Source organism: Dactylosporangium sp. NPDC050688 (genome assembly GCF_040654515.1).
Lineage (GTDB): Bacteria > Actinomycetota > Actinomycetes > Mycobacteriales > Micromonosporaceae > Dactylosporangium.
In genome coordinates this window covers 14,717-33,102 of record NZ_JBFAIC010000094.1, presented here as the reverse complement: position 1 = coordinate 33,102, position 18,386 = coordinate 14,717, and the positions used below count along the sequence as shown (strand labels likewise).

Annotated in this window: 12 protein-coding genes and 2 pseudogenes; 4 read left to right on the top strand and 10 right to left on the bottom strand. The window is 74.6% G+C overall.

The features are described from left to right. Window positions 1–308: 308 nt before the first annotated feature. A complete protein-coding gene (locus AB0H83_RS46920) occupies window positions 309–1,868 on the top strand; it encodes a Rieske 2Fe-2S domain-containing protein (RefSeq protein ID WP_360108793.1) in 1,560 nt (519 codons plus the stop codon). Window positions 1,869–2,063: 195 nt separating this feature from the next. Here AB0H83_RS46920 and AB0H83_RS46915 read toward each other — a convergent pair whose 3' ends face one another. Next, window positions 2,064–2,726: a hypothetical protein gene (locus tag AB0H83_RS46915; RefSeq protein WP_360108790.1), complete on the bottom strand. Its 663-nt coding sequence runs from the start codon at window positions 2,724–2,726 to the stop codon at window positions 2,064–2,066. Window positions 2,727–2,747: 21 nt separating this feature from the next. On the opposite strand from AB0H83_RS46915, the gene AB0H83_RS46910 reads away from it, so the two are divergent. Then, a complete protein-coding gene (locus AB0H83_RS46910) occupies window positions 2,748–4,577 on the top strand; it encodes a putative nucleotidyltransferase substrate binding domain-containing protein (protein ID WP_360108787.1) in 1,830 nt (609 codons plus the stop codon). Window positions 4,578–4,629: 52 nt separating this feature from the next. On the opposite strand, the gene AB0H83_RS46905 is transcribed toward AB0H83_RS46910, so the two are convergent. Both AB0H83_RS46905 and AB0H83_RS46900 read right to left on the bottom strand, forming a co-directional pair. Continuing rightward, a complete protein-coding gene (locus AB0H83_RS46905; RefSeq protein WP_360108784.1) occupies window positions 4,630–5,676 on the bottom strand; it encodes a nitroreductase family protein in 1,047 nt (348 codons plus the stop codon). Window positions 5,677–5,818: 142 nt separating this feature from the next. Then, window positions 5,819–6,223: pseudogene (locus AB0H83_RS46900) on the bottom strand (CoA-binding protein); the annotation flags it as partial. Between the two features lie 270 nt (window positions 6,224–6,493). On the opposite strand from AB0H83_RS46900, the gene AB0H83_RS46895 reads away from it, so the two are divergent. Then, window positions 6,494–7,177, top strand: coding sequence for a dienelactone hydrolase family protein (locus AB0H83_RS46895; protein WP_360108781.1), 684 nt, complete (start codon window positions 6,494–6,496; stop codon window positions 7,175–7,177). Here AB0H83_RS46895 and AB0H83_RS46890 read toward each other — a convergent pair. Genes AB0H83_RS46890 through AB0H83_RS46870 form a run of 5 tightly spaced genes read right to left on the bottom strand, consistent with a single transcriptional unit; the run spans window position 7,153 to window position 13,243 of the window. Continuing rightward, a complete protein-coding gene (locus tag AB0H83_RS46890) occupies window positions 7,153–8,547 on the bottom strand; it encodes an AMP-binding protein (protein WP_360108778.1) in 1,395 nt (464 codons plus the stop codon). The genes AB0H83_RS46895 and AB0H83_RS46890 overlap by 25 nt on opposite strands. Before the next feature lie 47 nt (window positions 8,548–8,594). Then, window positions 8,595–8,795: a DUF1918 domain-containing protein gene (locus AB0H83_RS46885; RefSeq protein ID WP_360108775.1), complete on the bottom strand. Its 201-nt coding sequence runs from the start codon at window positions 8,793–8,795 to the stop codon at window positions 8,595–8,597. 23 nt (window positions 8,796–8,818) lie between these two features. Further along, window positions 8,819–10,339 carry a phospholipid carrier-dependent glycosyltransferase gene (locus tag AB0H83_RS46880; protein ID WP_360108796.1) on the bottom strand — a complete coding sequence of 507 codons (1,521 nt, stop codon included), beginning with the start codon at window positions 10,337–10,339 and terminating at the stop codon, window positions 8,819–8,821. A gap of 21 nt (window positions 10,340–10,360) precedes the next feature. Then, complete coding sequence (locus tag AB0H83_RS46875; RefSeq protein WP_360108772.1) at window positions 10,361–11,611, bottom strand: glycosyltransferase family 2 protein; 1,251 nt, start codon at window positions 11,609–11,611, stop codon at window positions 10,361–10,363. A gap of 57 nt (window positions 11,612–11,668) precedes the next feature. Beyond that, window positions 11,669–13,243: a GMC oxidoreductase gene (locus AB0H83_RS46870; RefSeq protein WP_360108769.1), complete on the bottom strand. Its 1,575-nt coding sequence runs from the start codon at window positions 13,241–13,243 to the stop codon at window positions 11,669–11,671. A 399-nt stretch (window positions 13,244–13,642) separates the two neighbouring features. Here AB0H83_RS46870 and AB0H83_RS46865 point away from each other — a divergent pair, with 399 nt between their 5' ends. Beyond that, window positions 13,643–16,195, top strand: a complete 2,553-nt coding sequence (locus AB0H83_RS46865) for a LuxR C-terminal-related transcriptional regulator (RefSeq protein WP_360108766.1) — start codon at window positions 13,643–13,645, stop codon at window positions 16,193–16,195. Window positions 16,196–16,262: 67 nt separating this feature from the next. Here AB0H83_RS46865 and AB0H83_RS46860 read toward each other — a convergent pair whose 3' ends face one another. Next, a complete protein-coding gene (locus tag AB0H83_RS46860; RefSeq protein WP_360108763.1) occupies window positions 16,263–16,895 on the bottom strand; it encodes a DUF2267 domain-containing protein in 633 nt (210 codons plus the stop codon). An 804-nt stretch (window positions 16,896–17,699) separates the two neighbouring features. Next, window positions 17,700–18,320, bottom strand: a pseudogene (locus AB0H83_RS46855) (phosphoribosyltransferase family protein); the annotation flags it as partial. Between the last annotated feature and the right edge of the window lie 66 nt (window positions 18,321–18,386).

Sequence of the window (18,386 nt, the reverse complement as noted above, 5' to 3'; positions counted from 1 at the left end):
CGATGATGTCGAGCATCTTGCGCTTCATGGTGTGCCCTCCGGGCCTCTACTCCGTGCGTCCTTGTGTGATGCCAACAGCTTCGGGCACCGGCACCCTCGCGCCGCAGAGGACAATCACCCCTGTCGACGGGACCTTGTGCCCCCGCGCCGCGGGACCTCCGGGCGGGACGGTGGCCCCGGGACCGGCCGGCCGCGGAGGGGACCTTCGGCCCTGGGGGCGTCGGGACATTCAGCCCTGCCCACCTCCCGGCCGGTGGGACGACGCTCGCCTGGTCACACCCGGACGGCAGTGAAAGGACCGTGGGCACATGCGGGTAACGGGGACCGGCCACGCCGGCATGCTCATCGAGACGGCGGCCGGCAGCATCCTGTGCGACCCGTGGGTGAACCCGGCGTACTTCGCCTCGTGGTTCCCGTTCCCGGACAACTCGGGCCTCGACTGGGACACCCTCGGCGCCTGCGACTACCTGTACGTGTCCCATCTGCACCGGGACCACTTCGACGCGGAGCACCTGCGCCGGTACGTGTCGAAGCGGGCGACGGTGCTGCTGCCCGCGTACCCGACGAGCGACCTCGAGGACGAGCTGCGCGCGTTGGGCTTCCGGTCGTTCCTGCGCACCCGCAGCGGCGAGCCGGTGACGCTGGACGGCGGACTGTCCGTGATGATCCAGGCGCTCGTGTCGCCGACGGACGGCCCGATCGGCGACTCGTCGATCTGGGTCGAGCACGACGGGGTGCGCCTGCTCAACCAGAACGACGCCCGGCCGCGTGACCTGACCGCCTTCGCCGAGCTCGGCCACGTGCACGCACACCTGCTGCAGTTCTCCGGCGCCATCTGGTACCCGATGGTCTACGAGCTGCCGGCCGCCGCCAAGCGCGCCTTCGGCCGGCAGAAACGGGAGCGGCAGTTCGACCGGACGCTGCGGTACGTCAACGAGCTCGGCGCGAGCTGGGTCTTCCCGATCGCCGGGCCGCCCTGCTTCCTGGACGAGGAGCTGTGGGGCGTCAACGACCTGTTCGGCGACGAGGGCAACATCTTCCCCGACCAGCAGGACTTCATCGAGCACTACGAGCGGCTCGGGCACCGCAACGGGGTCGTCCTGCTGCCCGGCACCACCGCCACCGTCACGCCCGACGCCTGTGAGGTCGAGCAGCCGGTACCGGACGTGGCCGCGTTCTTCGCCGGTAAGGAGGAGTACCTGCGCGCGTACCAGCGGCGGCAGCGCCCGGTGATCGAGGCGGCCAGGGCGTCGTGGCGGCACCCGGAGGTCGACGTGCTCGCGGGGCTGACCGAGCGGGTGCAGCCGCTGATGGCGCGCAGCGAGCACATCGCCCGGGGCATCGGCGGGCCCGTCCGCTTCGACCTGACCGACGACGCCGGCGCGGTCGTGCAGAGCATCGTCTTCGACTTCACCGCCCGCGAGGTGCGCACCGCCGGCGACGAGCGGGCGCGGTACCGCTTCCGCACCCGACGCAGCCTCATCGAGCACCTCCTCGTGACCGGCGAGGCCGACTGGGTCAACAGCCTGTTCCTGTCCTGCCGCTTCTCGGCCGCCCGGGTCGGGCAGTACAACGAGTACGTCTACACGTTCTTCAAGTGCCTCAGCGACGACCGCCTGCAGTACGCCGAGGGGTGGTACGCGGAGCAGACCACCGACGTCGAGGACATCGTGATCGGCGACTGGGCGGTGCAGGGCCTGTGCCCGCATCTGAAGGCGAACCTGGCACGCTTCGGCAAGCTCGACGACACCGTGCTGACCTGCCAGATGCACGGCTGGAAGTTCGACCTGCCGACGGGCCGGTGCGTGACGAGCGCCGGGCATCCCATCAGGGCCCGCCGCGTCGACGAGCCGCAGCCGGCCGGGTGAGCCAGTCGGGTGAGCCGGCCGGGTGAGCCGGGCCCGCCGCGGGATGCCGTCCGGCCCTCCGGTCAGGTGGAGGGGTCTGCGTCCCCATGGCCGGCGGGCCGAACGGCCCTGCCGGGCACCGGCGTCCGGGGCCACGATGGGGGTGTCGGCACACGGCCGGCCCACCACGAAGGGGGAGTCACGATGACCACCATGTCAACGACATCCCTGACCGACGAATGGGAGTCGACGTCGTTGCCGCCCTCGACCGACGTGCTGCTGCGGTTGCGCCACCTCGAGGCGCACGTGCAGGCGCTCGAGCTGGCAATCCGGGACCTCGCCAGGGCGCTCGACCGGTCCGAGGACCGCACGGCGGCTGACCTTGTCCGCGAGACACTCGACGCGCTCCACTCGTGACGCATCGGACCCGGTGACCGTCAGCGCTGCGGAGGCCCGGCCGGGCCTCCGCGGTGTGCGGTCACGGGCGGCTCGCCCGCGGCCCGGGCCGGCACCGCCGAGCCGCCACAGGTGCCACGCGACAAGCCCGTACCAGATCTCGAGGAACAGCACCGAGGCCACCGCGACGTAGACGCCGACCCGGGGGATGTACAGGCCCAGGCCCACGGTGTTCGCGGTGATCGCCAGCCACGCGGTCAGCCTGCCGAAGACGGCGCCGCGGAGCATCATGACGCCCAGCAGGATGCCGGCGACCGAGCCCAGCAGATAGGCGACGTGGAACGCGGTGCCCTGCCAGGCCGCGAGTGCCGCCGTGCCTGCCGCGACGATCGCGGCACGGTCGGCGTCCGTGGCGGCCGCCTGCCGCCACCTCGACGCCCACCCCTCGACAACGCGGCCGGCCCGGGCCGAGGATTGCCGCATCCGAACCGGAGGTGGACCGGCGTGCAGGAGTTCGTGGACTTCCTCGGCGGTCAGCCGCCGTTCGACGCGCTGGACGGCGACGACCTGGCACGGCTGGCCGCCCGCGTCGAGGTCGAGCGCTTCGCGGCCGGCGCGGTCGTCGCCGCCGAGGGCGAGCCGCTGGAGTTCCTGTGGGTGGTCCGCACCGGCGCGCTCGAGGTGCTCGACGGCGACCGGCTCGTGGACCTGCTGGGGCCGGGTGACATGTTCGGTCACGTCTGGCTGCTGGCGGGCCTGCCGCCGACGGTCCGGGTCCAGGCCCACGAGGAGAGCCGGTGCCTGCGCATCCCGGATCCGCGGACGTTCCTCGCCGCGCCCGAGCGGCTGCGCTTCGCCGCGGTGCACCCGCGCGCCGACCGGCTGCGGCTGGTGCGGGACGCCGGCCTGCGAGGGGCCGATCAGTCGCTGGCGCGCCTGGTGCGGCCGATCGTCTGGTGCGACGAGACGGACCGGGTCCGTGACGTGGCGGCGCGCATCGGCGAGGCAGGGCTGTCGTGCGCGCTGGTGCGGGTCGGGGACCGCATCGGCATCGTGACCGACCTCGACTTCCGCGGGCAGGTGGCGACCGGCCGGATCGCCGTCGACGCCCCGGTCGGCGCCCTCGCCACGGTGCCCGCGCTGACCGTCGGGCAGGACACCACGCAGGCGCAGGGGCTGCTGCGCATGATCGAGCACGGCGTGCACCATCTCGTGGTGGTCGATCCGGCGGGGCGGCCCGCGGGCGTGCTGCGGGCGGCGGACCTGGCCGGCGCCGAGGTGCGCGACCCGCTGCTGGTCCGTTCCGCGATCGACAACGCCCGCGACGTGCAGGAGCTGGCCGCGGCGTGCCGGTTGCTGCCCGGGATGCTGGTCGAGCTGTGCGACGACGCCGTGCCCGCCACCCGCATCGGCGCCATCCACGCGGCGGTCCTCGACGCGGCGATCCGCCGCGCGCTGCGCCTGCAGCCTCACCCGTCGCTCGACGGCGTGCGGCACTCCTGGGTCGTGCTCGGCTCGCTGGCCAGGCAGGAGCCGCTGCCGCTGTCCGACGTGGACACCGCGCTGGTGTGGGCCGACCCGCCGCAGGACGGTGCCGCGCCGGACCCGGCCGGCGGCATCCGGGCCGAGGCTCGTGAGGTGCTGCGGGTACTGCAGCGCTGCGGGTTCACGCTGTGCGCCAACGGCGCGAACGCGCACAACCCGGTGTTCAGCCGAGCGCGCTCGGGCTGGATCGCGGCGGCCCGCGGCTGGCAGCATCACCCGACCCAGGACAACGCCCTGCTGCTGTCGGCGATGGTCGCCGACAGCCGGCCGCTGACCGACCCGGAGCTGGGCGGCGCGCTCAGCCTGAGCATCCGGTCCCACACCCGCACCAGCCAGTTCCTGCGCGCGCTGCTCGACGAGGCGCTGAGCTGGCGCCCGCCCACCGGCTTCATCCGCGACTTCGTCGTGCACCACAGCGGCGAGCACCGCGGCCAGCTCGACCTCAAACCGGGTGGGCTCACCCCGGTCGTCGCGCTGGCGCGCTGGATCGCCATCGCCGCGGGCGACGCCAGCGGCACCACCGTGCAGCGGCTGCACCGCGGCGCGGCCCTGGGGCTGCTCACCACCGACGAGGCGGACACCCTGGCCGGCGGGTTCGAGAACGTCTACCGCCTGCTGCTGCACCACGAGGTCCGGGCGCTGCGCACCGCCAGCCCGCCGTCGGGCACGTTCATCGCGCCGAAGGAGCTGGACTCGCTCACCCGCCGGCACCTGCGCGAGACGTTCCGGGCGATCGCGCTCGTCCAGTCGCGGGTGAACCGGGCGTGGCTCAACCGGCTGCCCGGCTGAAGGCTCAGGGCTCCCGGCTCCCGAAGCGGTGCTCAGGCTCCTGGAGCGGTGCTCAGGGCCCCTGGAGCGGCTCGTCCGGGTCCACGACGACCTCGACGGCGTCCTTGGCCGGGCGGCGGGGCGCCTGGGGCGGGGCCGCGCCGTGCCCGGGGACGCCGATCCGGACGCCGATCGCGGGGTGGCCGACGTTGCCGAGCATGCGCCGCAGCATGACCCGCGCGGCGCTGTTCTCGACGAGGTCGCTCATCGCGGACGTGGCCAGCCCTTCGGCGGTCGCGGTGAGCAGCACCGCGGAGAGCGCCTCGCCGGCCACGAGCCAGCCCGCCGGCTCGTCGACGTCGGTGACGATCACGCCGTACCGGGCGTTGCGGTCCATCACGTCGATGCCGCTGTAGATGCTCGGCCCCGGGTCGGCGCCCGTGAAGTCGCGGATCGGTACGGGCCGGGCACCCACCGGGGCCACCGTGTCCAGCGGCACGCCCTCACCGCCCTCGAGCCTGGTGCCGGTCCAGGTGGCGAGCTCGGCGCGGTACTGCGGGTCGGTGCGCTCGGCGGCCGAGGCGTGTCCGGCCGCGACGGTCAGCGTGGTGAGGTCCTGGGGCCGGACGATGTGCAGGTCCGCCCCGGCCCGGTGCGCCGCGTCGCGCAGCCGGTCGACCTTGTGCTCCGGCACGGGCTCGTCGGCGAACGGCCGCCGGTCCGAACGCCGGGCCGCGATGGCCCGCCGTAGCCGTTGTGCGGTCGGCGACCACTCCACCCTGCCGGCATACCGCAGCACCGCCAGCAGGTCCGGGTCGTCGCCGTCGGGCAGCCGGTCGATGACGGCCGCCGTGCCGGCGGCCCGCAGCGCCACGTCGGCGTGGTGCAGGGCGACGCCGCAGCTGATGGTGAGCAGCCGGCCGTCCGGGTCGATGCTGCGCAGCTGCCTGCTGCGGTCGGCGCGGAGCTGGGCGGTGTCGTGCTCGATCCGCCAGTGCCACGGCTGCGTGTTCCAGATCGACGGCGCGCGCAGCGCCGTCACGCCCGCCGCCGCGAGCACGCGGCTCGCCGGCTCCACCCGGATCGACGTGGGGCTGTCGTGGTGCTGGCGAGTGTCCATGCTCGACTCCTCCGTGGTGGCGGTGCCCGCCGCACGACGCGCCGGGTCAGGAATGCTGCAGGTCCGCGCCGGGCTCCGGCGGTGCCGGCGACCCGACCAGTTCGGGGACGAGACCGTGGTACACCGCGCAGGACGGCTTGCACCCGCCGTGCACCATGTCGGCCAGCGCCCGCTCCATACCCATGCAGGTGTCCTGCACATAGTCCAGCCCGAGCTCCTTGGCGAGCTGCTGCGCCTCCGGGCTGACGATGCCCAGCTGCAGCCAGATCGCGCCGGCCTGGATCGCGGCCGCCTCCCGGACCAGCTCCTCGGCCTCGTCCGCCGGCCGGAACACCTCGACCACGTCCACGGGCACCGGCACGTCGCTGAGCCGCGCATAGGCGCGCTCGCCGAGCAGCCGCCCGGTGTGCGGGTTCACCGGGACGATGTGCCAGCCCTGCTCCTGCAGCATCTTCGGCACCCAGTGGGCGGGCTTCTGTGGATCCCGCGACGCTCCGACCACCGCGATGGTGTGAGCTTCGGCCAGAATCTGCTGTGGTATACGCATCGCACTCAGCTCCTCGCTGTGCAGTGCTGCCGGCACTCCGATGCCGCGCCGGGCAGGTGGTCCGAGCCGACAGCCGACGCTTCCACCCTGCCCTGGCGCGCCGGGCACCGCCACGTCCGGCGGCCCAATCATTCCGGCAGGGTGAGCGGCGTGCCCCGGCCGCACGTGCGGCGATCCCGCCCGCGGCGGCGGGTCTGAAACCGCACGGAGCGGGCACGTCCTGACCGTGGCCGGCGCGCCACAGCGACGCCCCGACGGAGGTGGTACGCCATGCGGCACGACATCAGTGTCCCGATCCCGGCGGCCGGGGTGATCTGCGAAGGGCACCTGACCGGTCCCGAGGATCCGCGCGCCGCCGTGCTGTTCGGCGACTGCGAGCCGGTCGCCCGGCGCGACCCGGGCAGGACGGACGTGTCGGACCGGCTCGCCCGGGCGGGTGTCGCCACGGTCAGCACGGACCTGCTCACCCGCCGCGAGCAGGCGATCGACGAGCGCACCGCGCGGCTGCGTTTCGACGTCGGCCTGCTGGCGGGGCGGCTGGTCACCGCCGTCGACTGGTGGGCGAGCCGGCAGGCGCCCTCGCCGGTGCCGATCGGTCTGTTCGGGGCCGGCGCGGGCGCCGCCGTCGCACTGGTGGCCGCGGCCCGGCGGCCGGCGGTGGTCGGTGCGGTGGTGTGCCGCGACGGTCGCCCGGACCGGGCCGGCGCCGCGTCCGGCGCGGTGCGGGTACCGACGCTGCTGATGGTCAATGAGCGGGACCGCTGCCTGGTGACGCTCAACCAGCAGGCCGCCGCCGCGTTGCGGGTGCCGTGCCAGCTGCGGCTGCTGCCGGACACCGCGGACCCTGCGGCCGGAGCGCCGGAGCTGGCCGCGCTGTGGGCGGCCGCGTGGTTCACCGAGCACCTGTCGTGGATGGCGGCGGGGGTCGCTCAGCGCCGGCCGGCGAACCAGTAGTAGCCGTCGGCGTCCCGGCGGGCCAGGTCCCCGCTGAGGTACCAGCCGCCGGAGAAGCGCCGCGCGTACCGGTCCTCATCGTGCAGGTAGCCGCGGAACATCGACGGCCAGCCCGCCCGCAGCGCCAGCTCACCGACCTCGTCCGGCGCCTCGATCACCCGCGCCGCGCCGCCGCCGGGCGCCAGCAGCGCGGCCTCGACCCCGGGCACGGGAAACCCCATCGACCCCGGCCGGAGGTCGACGCCGGCGAAGTTGCTGATCATGATCGCGCCCGTCTCGGCCTGCGACCAGGTGTCCTGCACCGCGCACCCGAGCCTGGTGAGCCCCCAGCGCACCGCCTCCGGCGGCAGCGGCCCGCCGGTCGAGGCGACCAGCCGCAGCGCGGACACGTCGCCTCCGGCCGCCGGGTCGCCGTGTTCCATCAGCATCCGCACCGCCGGCGGCGTGGTGTACCAGACCGTCACCCGATGCTGCTGCAGCAGCGAGCACCACCGGCGGGCGTCGGGTTCCCCGGCGTCGAGCACGACGGTCGAGCCGACGCTCAGCGGCGCGACGATGCCGTACGACGTCCCGCTGGCCGAGCCCGGGCCGGCCGTGCACCAGTACACGTCCTCCGGTCGCAGGTCGAGCGCGAACCTCGCCGTCGCGTGCTGCGCGACCACCGCCTCGTGGACGTGCACCACGCCGTCCGGCCGGCCGGTCGCGCCGCCGGTGAACTGCAGCAGCGCCGTCTGCCGCGGGTCCGTCTGCGGGATCTCGAACCGGTCGCCGGCCTGGGCCGTCGCGGCGCCGAGACCGGCCGTGCCGGCCGGGGGTGGCCCGTCGCCGGTCACCAGCACGTGCCGCAGGCCCGGCACCGCGTCGCGGACCGGCCCGACCGTGCTCTCGTACAGCTGCGGGGTGGTCACCAGCACCGCCGGGCCGGCGAGGAGCAGCCGGGCCCGGACACCGTCCGGGCCGGCCGCCGCGGGCAGCGGCGCCAGCACCCCGCCGCACTTCACCGTCCCCAGCGCGGCCACGACCAGGTCGGCGCCCTGGGGCAGCAGCGTGCACACCCGCTCGCCCCGGTCGAGCGCGTACGCGACGAGCACGTTGGCGAAGCGGTTCGTCCGGCGGCGCAGGTCCTCGTAGGACAGCTCGACCGGCGGCGCGCCGGGGGTCAGGCACCGCAGCGCGGCCTTGTCCCGCAGCGGGCCGCCGGCGTGGCGGTCGACCGCCTCGTGCGCGATGTTGAGCCCTCGCCCGTCCGGCAGTCCGGCCAGCCACGAGCGGGCCATCGACCACGTGAAGTCGTGCCGCACCCACGGCAGGTTGCTCAGGTTGGCCGCCCGGCACTCCGCCTGGGTGCGGTGGATCGTCTGCCACACCATCGCTCGCCGCCCGTCACCGAGGTTCCGGGTACGCCAGCCGTCTGCGCTCAGTCGTTACGGGCGGGCTCGGACTCGATGCGAGCGTCCGTCCCGGGGAAGACCAGCGCCTCGTGGCCGGAGTCCAACCAGCGCACCTCGTATGGCGGCGTGCCGTCGTCGTGGCGCACCCCGGTGACGACGCCGATCCGGCGGTGATCGCCGACATGGGTGCCTTCCTCGATGATCCGGTCGCCGACCTTCGCCTTCATCACCAGCTCCTTCCCATCGCCGGTCACTGTCGCACGACGCTCTTCCCCTTCTGCCGCGCGATAACCGTCGCGACCGGACCGTCCGGGGCGCCGGCACCGCCAGCCGGACCGTCCGGGGTGCGGCCGGGCGGGGCTGCCGCCGGCTCTTCGCGCAGTGCCGGGCGCCGGCGCAGCGTCGTCGCGGCCAGGGCGAGCGCCGGCGGGACCGTCGTCAGCAGCGGCACCGTGAAGCGCAGGTCGATCACGGACAGCGCGACCCCGAGCAGGAGCATCGCCAGGCTCATGGTGGCCAGCAGCGCGGCGTCCGCGGCCGCCCGTCCGCCGCCTGGCCACCGCCCGGCCGGCCGCCGCGACCATGCGGCCAGCAGCAGGGCCAGCAGCGCGCCCAGCAGCAGCACCGACGGCGGCGTCACGAAGGTCTGCCCGTACGCCCACAGCGAACTGTTCAGCGGCGTCGCCGCCGGGGCGGCCGGGCCCGAGCCGACCGGCCTGAACCCGGTCACCATGAGGATCGCCGTGCAGGCGCTCACCTGGTTGCCGGAGCGCCCGCCGGACGGCATCGTCCACATGTCCGTGGTACAGGCGATGCGTTGCGGCGCCGGCCAGCCGGGCTGCACCAGGTGCCAAATGTCGGTGGTGACCGCGGCCAGGAAGTCGCCCGGCTGCCCGAGGACGGCCTTGCGCGCGAACCCCGCGAACAGCGCGTCGTGCCCGGGACCCGGATACCGCTGGCCGATGCGGTCGCGGTCGAGCCCCCAGAAGTAGATGTCGCTGACCTCGCGCCGGCCGAGGGGCTCCGGAGGGCAGATCTCGCGTTCCCGCGGGGTGAAGTCGGTCCGCGAGCAGTCCACGAACGTCGTGGTGCGCTGCCACAGGTACCGGCCGGAGTAGCCGTTGAACGCGTACTCGCCGTGGTGCCGGTGGTACCACACCAGGTAGCCGCCCATGGGCACGGTCACCGCGACGGTGAACACCGCGACGTGCCGCCATCCGACGCGCCGCACGATCAGGTACCCGATGATGAGCACGGCCAGCGGCTGGCCGACGGTGCGGGTGAGCGCGGCGAGCGCGATGACCGCGCCGGCGCACGCCGTCAGCCACAGCGGCGGCCGCTGCGCCCACATCAGCAGCGTGACGCCCGCGAGCAGCAGGAACGTGAACAGCGTCTCGGACAGCACGTAGTGCTCGAGCTGGATCTGCCGGGCGTCGAGCAGCACCGGCGCCGCCGCGAGCGCGGCCCACGACCGGCGCACGTCCCGCCGCGTGAGCAGGGCGTAGACGGCGACGCCCAGGGCCAGGCCCATCAGGTGCTGCACCGCGGAGACCGAGACGATCTGCCCGGTGACGGCGTCGAGCACCTTGAGCATCGCCGAGTACCCGAAGGGCCAGATGGTGCCGGGCGTGGTGGAGCTGGCCGCGTCCAGGTAGCCGCGGGTGTCGTAGAAGTAGCCGAAGGCCGGGTAGTACGCGAACATCATGCCGAGCCGGATCGTCGCGCCGATCGCGACGAGGCCGGCGAGCATCCGGTGCTCCCGCAACCACATGCGCACGGTCGGGTGACTCCTTCAGGGCTGGTGGGTCGGGTCCGGGACCGCCTCGGCGGTCGGGCGGGGCGACGGGATGCCTGCGGCGCCCGGGGCACCGCCGGCGTCCACGGACGTGCGCAGCGACAGCAGGCTGGCGAACAGTCCGGAGAAGATCAGGATGACGCCCAGCGCGATCGCCGTCGCCGACGGCATCACGGCGCGCAGCGTCTCGCGCGGGTCCAGCGCGCCGAAGCCGGTCCTGCCCCAGTCGGTGACCGCGACCAGCGTGGCCACCAGCCCGGCGAGGCCGACCAGCAGGCCCGCGGTGACGCACCGTTCGAAGCTCAGCCAGCGGGTCCAGCGGGCGTGCTTGTCCTCCCGGGTGATGCCTTCCTGCACCCCGTACAGGCGCGCGAACCCGCCGAAGATCAGCAACTGGGCGCCGACCAGCACCGCCAGGCAGCTGTACACGAGGGCGCCGACGTCGAACGAGACGCCGAACACATGCCGCTCGCCGGTGACCAGCAGGGCCGTGCCGAGCAGCCCGGCGCAGCCGATGAACGAGCCGGGGACCAGCAGCGTGGGCTTCGGCGCGAACACGAGCAGGAACCGCAGGTGCCGCCACCCGTCGCGCCAGGTCCGCAGGTGCGGCGGGTGGCTGCGGCCGTCGGGGCGCAGCGTGGTGGGGACCTCGGTGATCGAGTATCTCGCCAGCGCCGCGCGGATGACCAGCTCGCTGGCGAACTCCATCCCCGCCATGCACAGCCCGAGCGCGCGGACCCGGTCCCGGTTGAACCCCCGCAGCCCGCAGTGGAAGTCGCCGACACCGGGCAGCCTGAACAGCAGCCGGCCGAGCCAGGACAGCACGGGGTTGCCGAGGTACCGGTGCAGCGCGGGCATCGCGCCCGGGGCGATGCCGCCCTTGAACCGGTTGCCGATGACCACGTCCGTGCCGGTGCGCAACTCGGCGACGAACGGGCCGAGGTTGCCCAGCTCGTAGGAGTCGTCAGCGTCGCCCATGACGACGTAGCGGCCGCGGGCGGCCTCGATCCCCCTGATGAGGGCGCCGCCGTAACCGCGGATCGGCGCGTGGACCACCGTCGCGCCCGCGGCGGCGGCGAGCGCCGGCGACCCGTCGGTCGAGCCGTTGTCGGCGACGAGCACCTCGCCGGTGACACCGAGCCGGGCGAGGCCGGCCAGCGCCTTGCGGACGCAGACCTCGATCGTCTCCGCCTCGTTGAGGCACGGCAGCACCACGCTCACCTCGACCTGCGCGGGGTCAGCAAGCATGGGACGGCCGGGCGGACGGCCGCGTGCGGCAGCAGCCGGTGACCGCCACCACCCCGCTCATCGGCCCGCGTCCTCGTGGGCGCCGATGCGGTAGGCGTTGGCCATGACGGTCAGGGTGATCGTGCTCGCGGTGACGGTGGGGAAGACGCTCGCGTCAACCAGGTGCACCCGCTCGAACCCGGCGGGGCGGCCCAGCGGGTCGGTCTCGAAGTCGCCGGGCTGCCGCCGCATCGGCAGCGTGCCGCCGCAGTGGAACCCGCGGCCCGGCTCGCCGAGCTTCAGCAGGGGACGCAGCGGGACCGCCCGCAGCGACGACCGGTTGCGGTGCAGCTTCGCGACGAGTTCCCGCAGCACCCGGCGGGTGTGCGGCCCGGGCCTGCCCTGCAGGTCGAGCACCCCGTCGCGGCGCAGGGTGAGGCCGATCTCGCCGGAGAGGTCCGCGTGCAGGTACCCCTGGACCAGCAGCATCCGCCGCAGCAGCGCCGCGCTGACCGGGCGCAGCGCCGGGTACGCGGCGCCGAGCGTCGCCTCGACCGCCTGCCGGTAGAGCGCGTTGTAGGTGTAGATCTGCAGGTGGATGCTCCTGGCCGACAGCCGCGGGTCGAACACCTCCAGGAACACCTGCGACAGGGTGTGCAGTCCCTCGCCGGACACGCCCGGCACGCCGCGGTAGCGCAGCATCGGCAGCAGGAAGTACTGGCTGTCCCGCACGACCAGCTCGTGGTCGTAGGCGCCGACCGACGCCAGGTACAGCTTCGTGGAGCCGAGCACGCCGCCGGCGACGTACAGCCGGGACGCGACGTGCCGCACGGTCCGCCCGGTGGCCAGTTCCCGCCCCTCGATGTGGACTTCGCCGCCGCGCTCGGCGAACCCGGTGACCAGCACGCCGGGCACGTAGGTCACCTGTCCCCGCGTCACCAGCTCGCGCAGCGTGGTAGCCGGGTTGTAGATCAGGCCGTACGGGCAGCCGGACATGCACAGGCCGCACCGCGCGCACGGGTGGCCACCGGCGTTGCGGCTCGCCACCGCCAGCCGCGCCCGGCCGAACACGAACCCCTGCGCGCGCAGCGCCTCCCGGTTGCGGCGCAGGTCACCCAGCAGCTCCTCGGCCTGCCGGCTGGCCGGTAGCGACTCCAGGCGGTCGGTGTACGCCGGGAACCGCTCGGCGAGGTCGTCGGCGGCGCCGGACAGCCCGACGAACGACAGCACCTGCGCGAACCGCCGCTCCAGCTCGCCGGGTGCGACCGGCCACTCGTCCAGCTCCTCGCGCAGGTACGGCAGCGCGGCGGCGCCCCAGACGGTGCCGAACCCGCCCCGGCCGAACGACGGCACGACGCCGACCCCGGCCGCCCGGCGCGGCAGATGCGCCTCGGCGTCGCGGTACATGAAGTCGGAGCCGAAGCTGACCTTCAGCGGGACGCCGCCGGCGCCGGCGCGCAGGTTCTCCCGCACGGTCGCCACGTCCGCCGCGGCCCACTGCTGCGGCCGCCGCGCCGCCATCCGCCCGGCGGCAGCCGCCCTGGCCGGCTCCAGCGAGAGCCCCACGTCGAGGACGGTGACGGGCAGCCCTTGCCGGGTCAGCGCGACCGCCGCGGCGACGCCTGCGGGGCCGGAGCCGATCACATAGATCATGACCGCGCGGCAGCGCCGCCGGTGTGCGCGGATCCGCTCACGGTGCCCTCCGATTCGCATCTCGCCCGGCCCTGAGGAATCGCACGCCGGCGTACCTGCCGCACGCATTGCACCATTGCGCGCACCCCGGCGGAATTGGACGGACTGAAGATCACCCGGGCCGCGACACCGCCTCATCTGGACGGCATGACCAGGCGATTCGGTCCGGCGGACCGGGCCACCCCGGCGCCCACCCGAGCGCTTCGACCACCGGAACACCGCACGTCGACGCCTTTGCGCCGCTGACAGGCCGCTGTCTTCACGGTTGTGTGACACGACACTTTCGTCTCTTGCCGACGATCATTACCACTGGTACTCAGTCAAGAAACTCCGTCGATGTCCGCCCATTGAGGAGTCACCATGAATGCTGTTCCCGAGAACGACGAGATCGCCCGATTACCGCGGCCCGCCGAGGCCGGCCGGGCGCATCTGCACCGTCCGCGGCTGCACGACGCGGCGACGCTGCTGGCCCGGCACCCGGTCGCGGCGATCTACGCACCCGCCGGATCCGGCAAGTCCGACCTGGTGTCGCACTGGATCGACACGCCCGACCGGGTGGACCGCGTGGTGCACGTGGACCTGCACGGCACAGGGGCAGCCGCCTGGTGGCAGGCGCCGTCCCGGGCACCCTCGTGGTGGCCGGCCGCGGCCGGCACGGTCGATGAGCTCTGTCACCGCCTGATCGACGCCTCCCCCGCCGGCCCGGACGGCAGGACGACCGTCGTGCTCGACGGCACGGAGACCGTCGCCGACCCGCGCTTCCTGCCACAGGTGCGCCACGTCGTGGCCCGCACCGGCTCGGTGCGGGCCGTCCTGGTCGGCCGGCACGCCCCGCCCGACGGTCCGGCACGCGCGGTCGCGCCGGTGCGGGACCGTACCCCGGCGCTGCACGGCCGGGATCTCGCCTTCACCGCTGCGGAGACGGCCGCCGTCTGCCGGCTGCGCGGGCTGGACCTGCCCCCGGCGGAGTGCCGGCGGCTCTACGCCCTCACCGGCGGCTGGGCGGGCGGGCTCATGGTCGCGATCACCGCGCTGGCCGCGGCACCGTACGACGCCGGCACCGTCATCGACCGGCTCCAGGGCAACGGCGCCGGCCTGGCGGAGTACGTCCTGCACGACGTGCTGCACGGGTGCCCGGCGGACGTCCGGCAGGCCGTCCTCGACGCCAGCGTCGTCGACACGGTCTGCGCCGACCTGTTCGCGGCCGTCACCGGGCGGCCCGACGCCGCGGACGTCCTCGCGGGGCTCGCCCGTGACGAGATGTTCGCCGTGCCGCTCGAACCCGGCTCCGCCTGGTTCCACTTCCCGCGGATGTGGCGCACCGACCTGTACGTGGCGCTGTCGCAGCGGGACCCGGCCCGGGTACGGCGGCTGCACGGCGCGGCGGCCTCCTGGTACGCCGGGCACGACCTCTACCCGGAGGCGCTCCGGCACGCCCTGGCCGCGGCGGACCGGTCGCTCGCGGTGCGCCTGGCCTACCGGCACGACGACGCCATCCGCGCGGCGGCCGGCCAGGCCGCGGCGACCGCGACGGTGCCCCGGCCGTGGTCGTCGCTGGCCGGCGACAAGGCGCTCGCGTATGCCTTCGCCCTGCTGCACCCGGCCGTGGACGGCGACGAACCGTCGCGCTTCCCGGAGCCGCGCTGGCGGCCCGTCAACCGCGCCTTCCCGAGCGCCGGGCACCCGGACCGCGCCACGATCGACCGCAAGCGCAACACCCGCTTCACCGGCGTGTCGCCGAGCACGGTCACCACCATCTGGCAGCTGATCCGCAGGGGCGACTGCACGGCCGCCCGGCAGGCGTTGTCCGCGTACCGGGCACAGGCGAGCGCCGGACCCGTCGCGCAGAGCATGGTGCTGCGCCTGCACATGGTGACCGAGCGGATGGCGGGGAGGCTCGGCGACGCCGCCCGCGCCGCCGAACAGCTGCGCGGCATCGTCCGGGCGGACGGCGTCGTCGGCTCCGTCGACGAGGGATGGGCGCGGCTGACCCTGGCCGAGGTCGCTGTCCAGCGCGGCGACCGGGACGCGGCCCTGCGGCACCTCGACGCGCTCGCGGTCGAGCTGTGGCAGTCGGTGCCGGCGCTGGTCGCCGGCCAGCGCCTGCAGGCCGCGTTGCTGCTGCAGCAGCGGCAGGACTTCGCCGCGGCCCTCGAACACGTCCAGGAGCTCATCGCCGACGGCGACGACAGGCATCTGGTGCCCCACTGGGCGGCGCACGTGCTGCGCACCGAGCTGCTGATCGCCACCGGCCGCGCCGATCAGGCCAGGCGGCACTGGCACACCGACGCCGCCGAGGTCCCGGCGACCGCCGCCGCGGTCACGTCCGCGAAGCTCATACTGCATGACGGCGGCGACGTCGACGGCCTCCTGCGCCCGTTCCTCGACGACCCGGGCACGTCACTGTCCCACCAGATCGAGATCCTGCTGGTGCTGTCCCGGCGGGCGCTGCTGGCCCGCGACCTCCCCGCCGCCACCGACCTGCGCCAGCAGGCACTACAACGGGCGGCCGCCGAGCAGATCCGGCATCCGTTCCGCGCCGAGGCCGACGCCGGCCTACCGCGCCAGGACCAGCCCGCCACCACCGCGGCGGACACCGTCGGGGGGCTGCCGGCTGGCGCTGCCCCGCCGGCCGGTGATGCCCCGCCGGCCGGCGACGACAACCCGCAGCTCACCCCGAGCGAGCTGGCCGTGCTGCACCACCTGCCGGGGCATCGGACCGTCCCGGAGATCGCCGCCGTGCTGCACCTGTCCCTCAACACGGTGAAGACCCACACCGCGTCCATCTACCGCAAGCTGGCGGTGCACCGCCGCCGCGACGCCGTCCGGGCAGCGCTCGACCTCGGGCTGTTGGTGGCCGAGGACAGCCCACCGCCGTTGCCTCCCGCGGCGGGCCTGCGCCGCCCCGGCTGACGCGCCGGTGCGCCGCCCGGACGGGCCGGGCGGCGTACGTAGGTTCGCGTGACTGGTCCGGGCCGCGTCAGTCGGTCCACCCGAGCGGGGACGAGCCGCTCGGCCCGGCGGTCCGTGCGGCCGCCGCCTTCGGTGCCGGCCCGGTGCCACCGTCGCGGCCGTCCGGTGGGTGCTGCAGGCTGTGGGTCAGTGTCTTGACCGCCGTGACGAGCTCCTCCATCTGCACGTCGAGCGCGCGGATCCACGCGTCGCGGCCGCCGTCGCCCGCCGTCCGGCCGTCACCGTCCACCAGGCCACGCACCGCGCTCGGCAGCTGCGCCAGCGCCCGGTCGAGCTGCCCGGTGGCGAGCTGCCCCCGCAGCGCGCCGGTCACCACGGGCGCCACCTCCGCCACCTCGGCCGTCGTGATCCCGGCCTCCTCAGCGAAGCGCCTGCGGTACTCCTCCGCGCCGAACTTCACGGGCACGTGCCCAGGGCGCCAGCCCTCGAAGTAGACGCCACGCAGCAGCTCCGGCAGGCCGGCGGCGAAGTCGGCCGACTTGTCGACCGGCAGCCGGTCACGAAACGTGTGCATCCACGCGCGCAGGATGCGGTACGCGGCGTGGGTGTCGGACGTACCGAGTTCGGCGGCGACCGCGTCGAGCCAAGCGTGTGAGGTGCGGGTGGCCCGGTCGAACACGTCGCTCTTGGTTGACGTCATGCCTCAGACCTCCGTCGCTCGTCGGTCGTCTCCCATATTGCTCCCGACCCGGCGGACCCGCCGTCACCCGGGCGACGTGAAGAGGTGCTCGAGGAACCAGCGTTCGGCGTGCTGAGCGGCGGCGGTGAGGGTGCCGGGCTCCTCGAACAGGTGGGTCGCCCCGGGCACCACGACCAGGTCGTTGACGCACCGCAGCTGGCGTTGCGCGGCCCGGTTGAGCTCCAGGACCCGGGTGTCCAGGCCGCCGACGACGAGCAGGGTGGCGGCGGTGACCGCGGGCAGCCGGCCCTGTGCGAGGTCGGGCCGGCCGCCGCGGGACACGATCGCGGCGACGCCGGCGTCCGGGGCGGCCGCTGCCCACAGCGCCGCGGCGGCGCCGGTGCTGGCGCCGAACCAGCCGATCGGCATGGTCGCGCCCCACGGCTCGCCGCGCACCCAGGCGGTCACCTCGGTGAGCCTGGCGGCGAGCAGGCCGATGTCGAACACGTTGGCCCGCTGCGCCGCCTCGCCGGCCGTCAGCAGGTCGAACAGCAGCGTGCCCAGGCCCGCCCGGTGCAGCACCGAGGCGACGTACCGGTTGCGCGGGCTGTGCCGGCTGCTCCCGCTGCCGTGCACGAACATCACCAGCCCGGTCGCCCCGGCCGGCACGGTCAGGTGTCCCGGCAGGCCCAGCGTGTGCGGGCAGGCGACGACGTCACACTCCTGCGCCACTGCCGCCGCGTCGCCGGGCGGCGGGGCCGCGGTGTCACCCGGCGGCGAGTCCGCGCCGTCGCCCGGTGGCGGGGCCTGGGCGAGCAGGTCGCGCACCTCGTCGTCGGTGGTCTGGGTGAAGTTCTCGTACCACTGCCCGACCGACCACAGCCAGGTCGGGCTCTGGACGCAGACCACCTCGTCGCAGTCCCGGCGCAGCGACTCGACCGCCTCGGCCGCCGCGACCGGCACGGCGAGGACGACGTGCTCGGCGCCGCGCGCCCGGGCCACCTGGCAGGCTGCCCGGGCAGTGGACCCGGTGGCGACGCCGTCGTCGACGACGACCGCCGTCCGCCCGGCGAGGCGGGCCGGTGGCCGGTCACCGCGCAGCAGCCGGACCCTGCGGTGCAACGCGGCGCGTTCGGTCTGTTCCACCGCGGCGATCTCGGCGTCGCCGACCCCGGCGGCGCCGATGACCTCGGGGTTGAGGATGCGCACGCCCTCCTCGCCCAGCGCACCCATGCCGAGCTCGGGCCGGCGCGGGACGCCGAGCTTGCGCACGACGATCACGTCCAGCGGGGCGTGCAACGACTCGGCGACCTTGCCGGCGACCGGCACGCCGCCGCGTGGCAGGCCCAGCACCACGACGTCACGGCCGCGCAGGTGGTCCAGCTGGTGCGCCAGTTGCCGGCCGGCGTCGTCCCGGTCGGCGAAGGTTCGGCCCTCGGGCAACATCGCTGCCTCCCGTGCCATATCACTGCCTCCCGTCCCGTATCACTGCTCCCGTCCCGTATCACTGCT

Coding starts and splice junctions, on each gene's coding strand:
- AB0H83_RS46920 (WP_360108793.1), top strand. CDS start 309: ATGCGGGTAACGGGGACCGGCCACGCCGGCATGCTCATCGAGACGGCG.
- AB0H83_RS46915 (WP_360108790.1), bottom strand. CDS start 2,726: ATGCGGCAATCCTCGGCCCGGGCCGGCCGCGTTGTCGAGGGGTGGGCG.
- AB0H83_RS46905 (WP_360108784.1), bottom strand. CDS start 5,676: ATGGACACTCGCCAGCACCACGACAGCCCCACGTCGATCCGGGTGGAG.
- AB0H83_RS46895 (WP_360108781.1), top strand. CDS start 6,494: ATGCGGCACGACATCAGTGTCCCGATCCCGGCGGCCGGGGTGATCTGC.
- AB0H83_RS46890 (WP_360108778.1), bottom strand. CDS start 8,547: ATGGTGTGGCAGACGATCCACCGCACCCAGGCGGAGTGCCGGGCGGCC.
- AB0H83_RS46885 (WP_360108775.1), bottom strand. CDS start 8,795: ATGAAGGCGAAGGTCGGCGACCGGATCATCGAGGAAGGCACCCATGTC.
- AB0H83_RS46880 (WP_360108796.1), bottom strand. CDS start 10,339: ATGTGGTTGCGGGAGCACCGGATGCTCGCCGGCCTCGTCGCGATCGGC.
- AB0H83_RS46875 (WP_360108772.1), bottom strand. CDS start 11,611: ATGCTTGCTGACCCCGCGCAGGTCGAGGTGAGCGTGGTGCTGCCGTGC.
- AB0H83_RS46870 (WP_360108769.1), bottom strand. CDS start 13,243: ATGATCTATGTGATCGGCTCCGGCCCCGCAGGCGTCGCCGCGGCGGTC.
- AB0H83_RS46865 (WP_360108766.1), top strand. CDS start 13,643: ATGAATGCTGTTCCCGAGAACGACGAGATCGCCCGATTACCGCGGCCC.
- AB0H83_RS46860 (WP_360108763.1), bottom strand. CDS start 16,895: ATGACGTCAACCAAGAGCGACGTGTTCGACCGGGCCACCCGCACCTCA.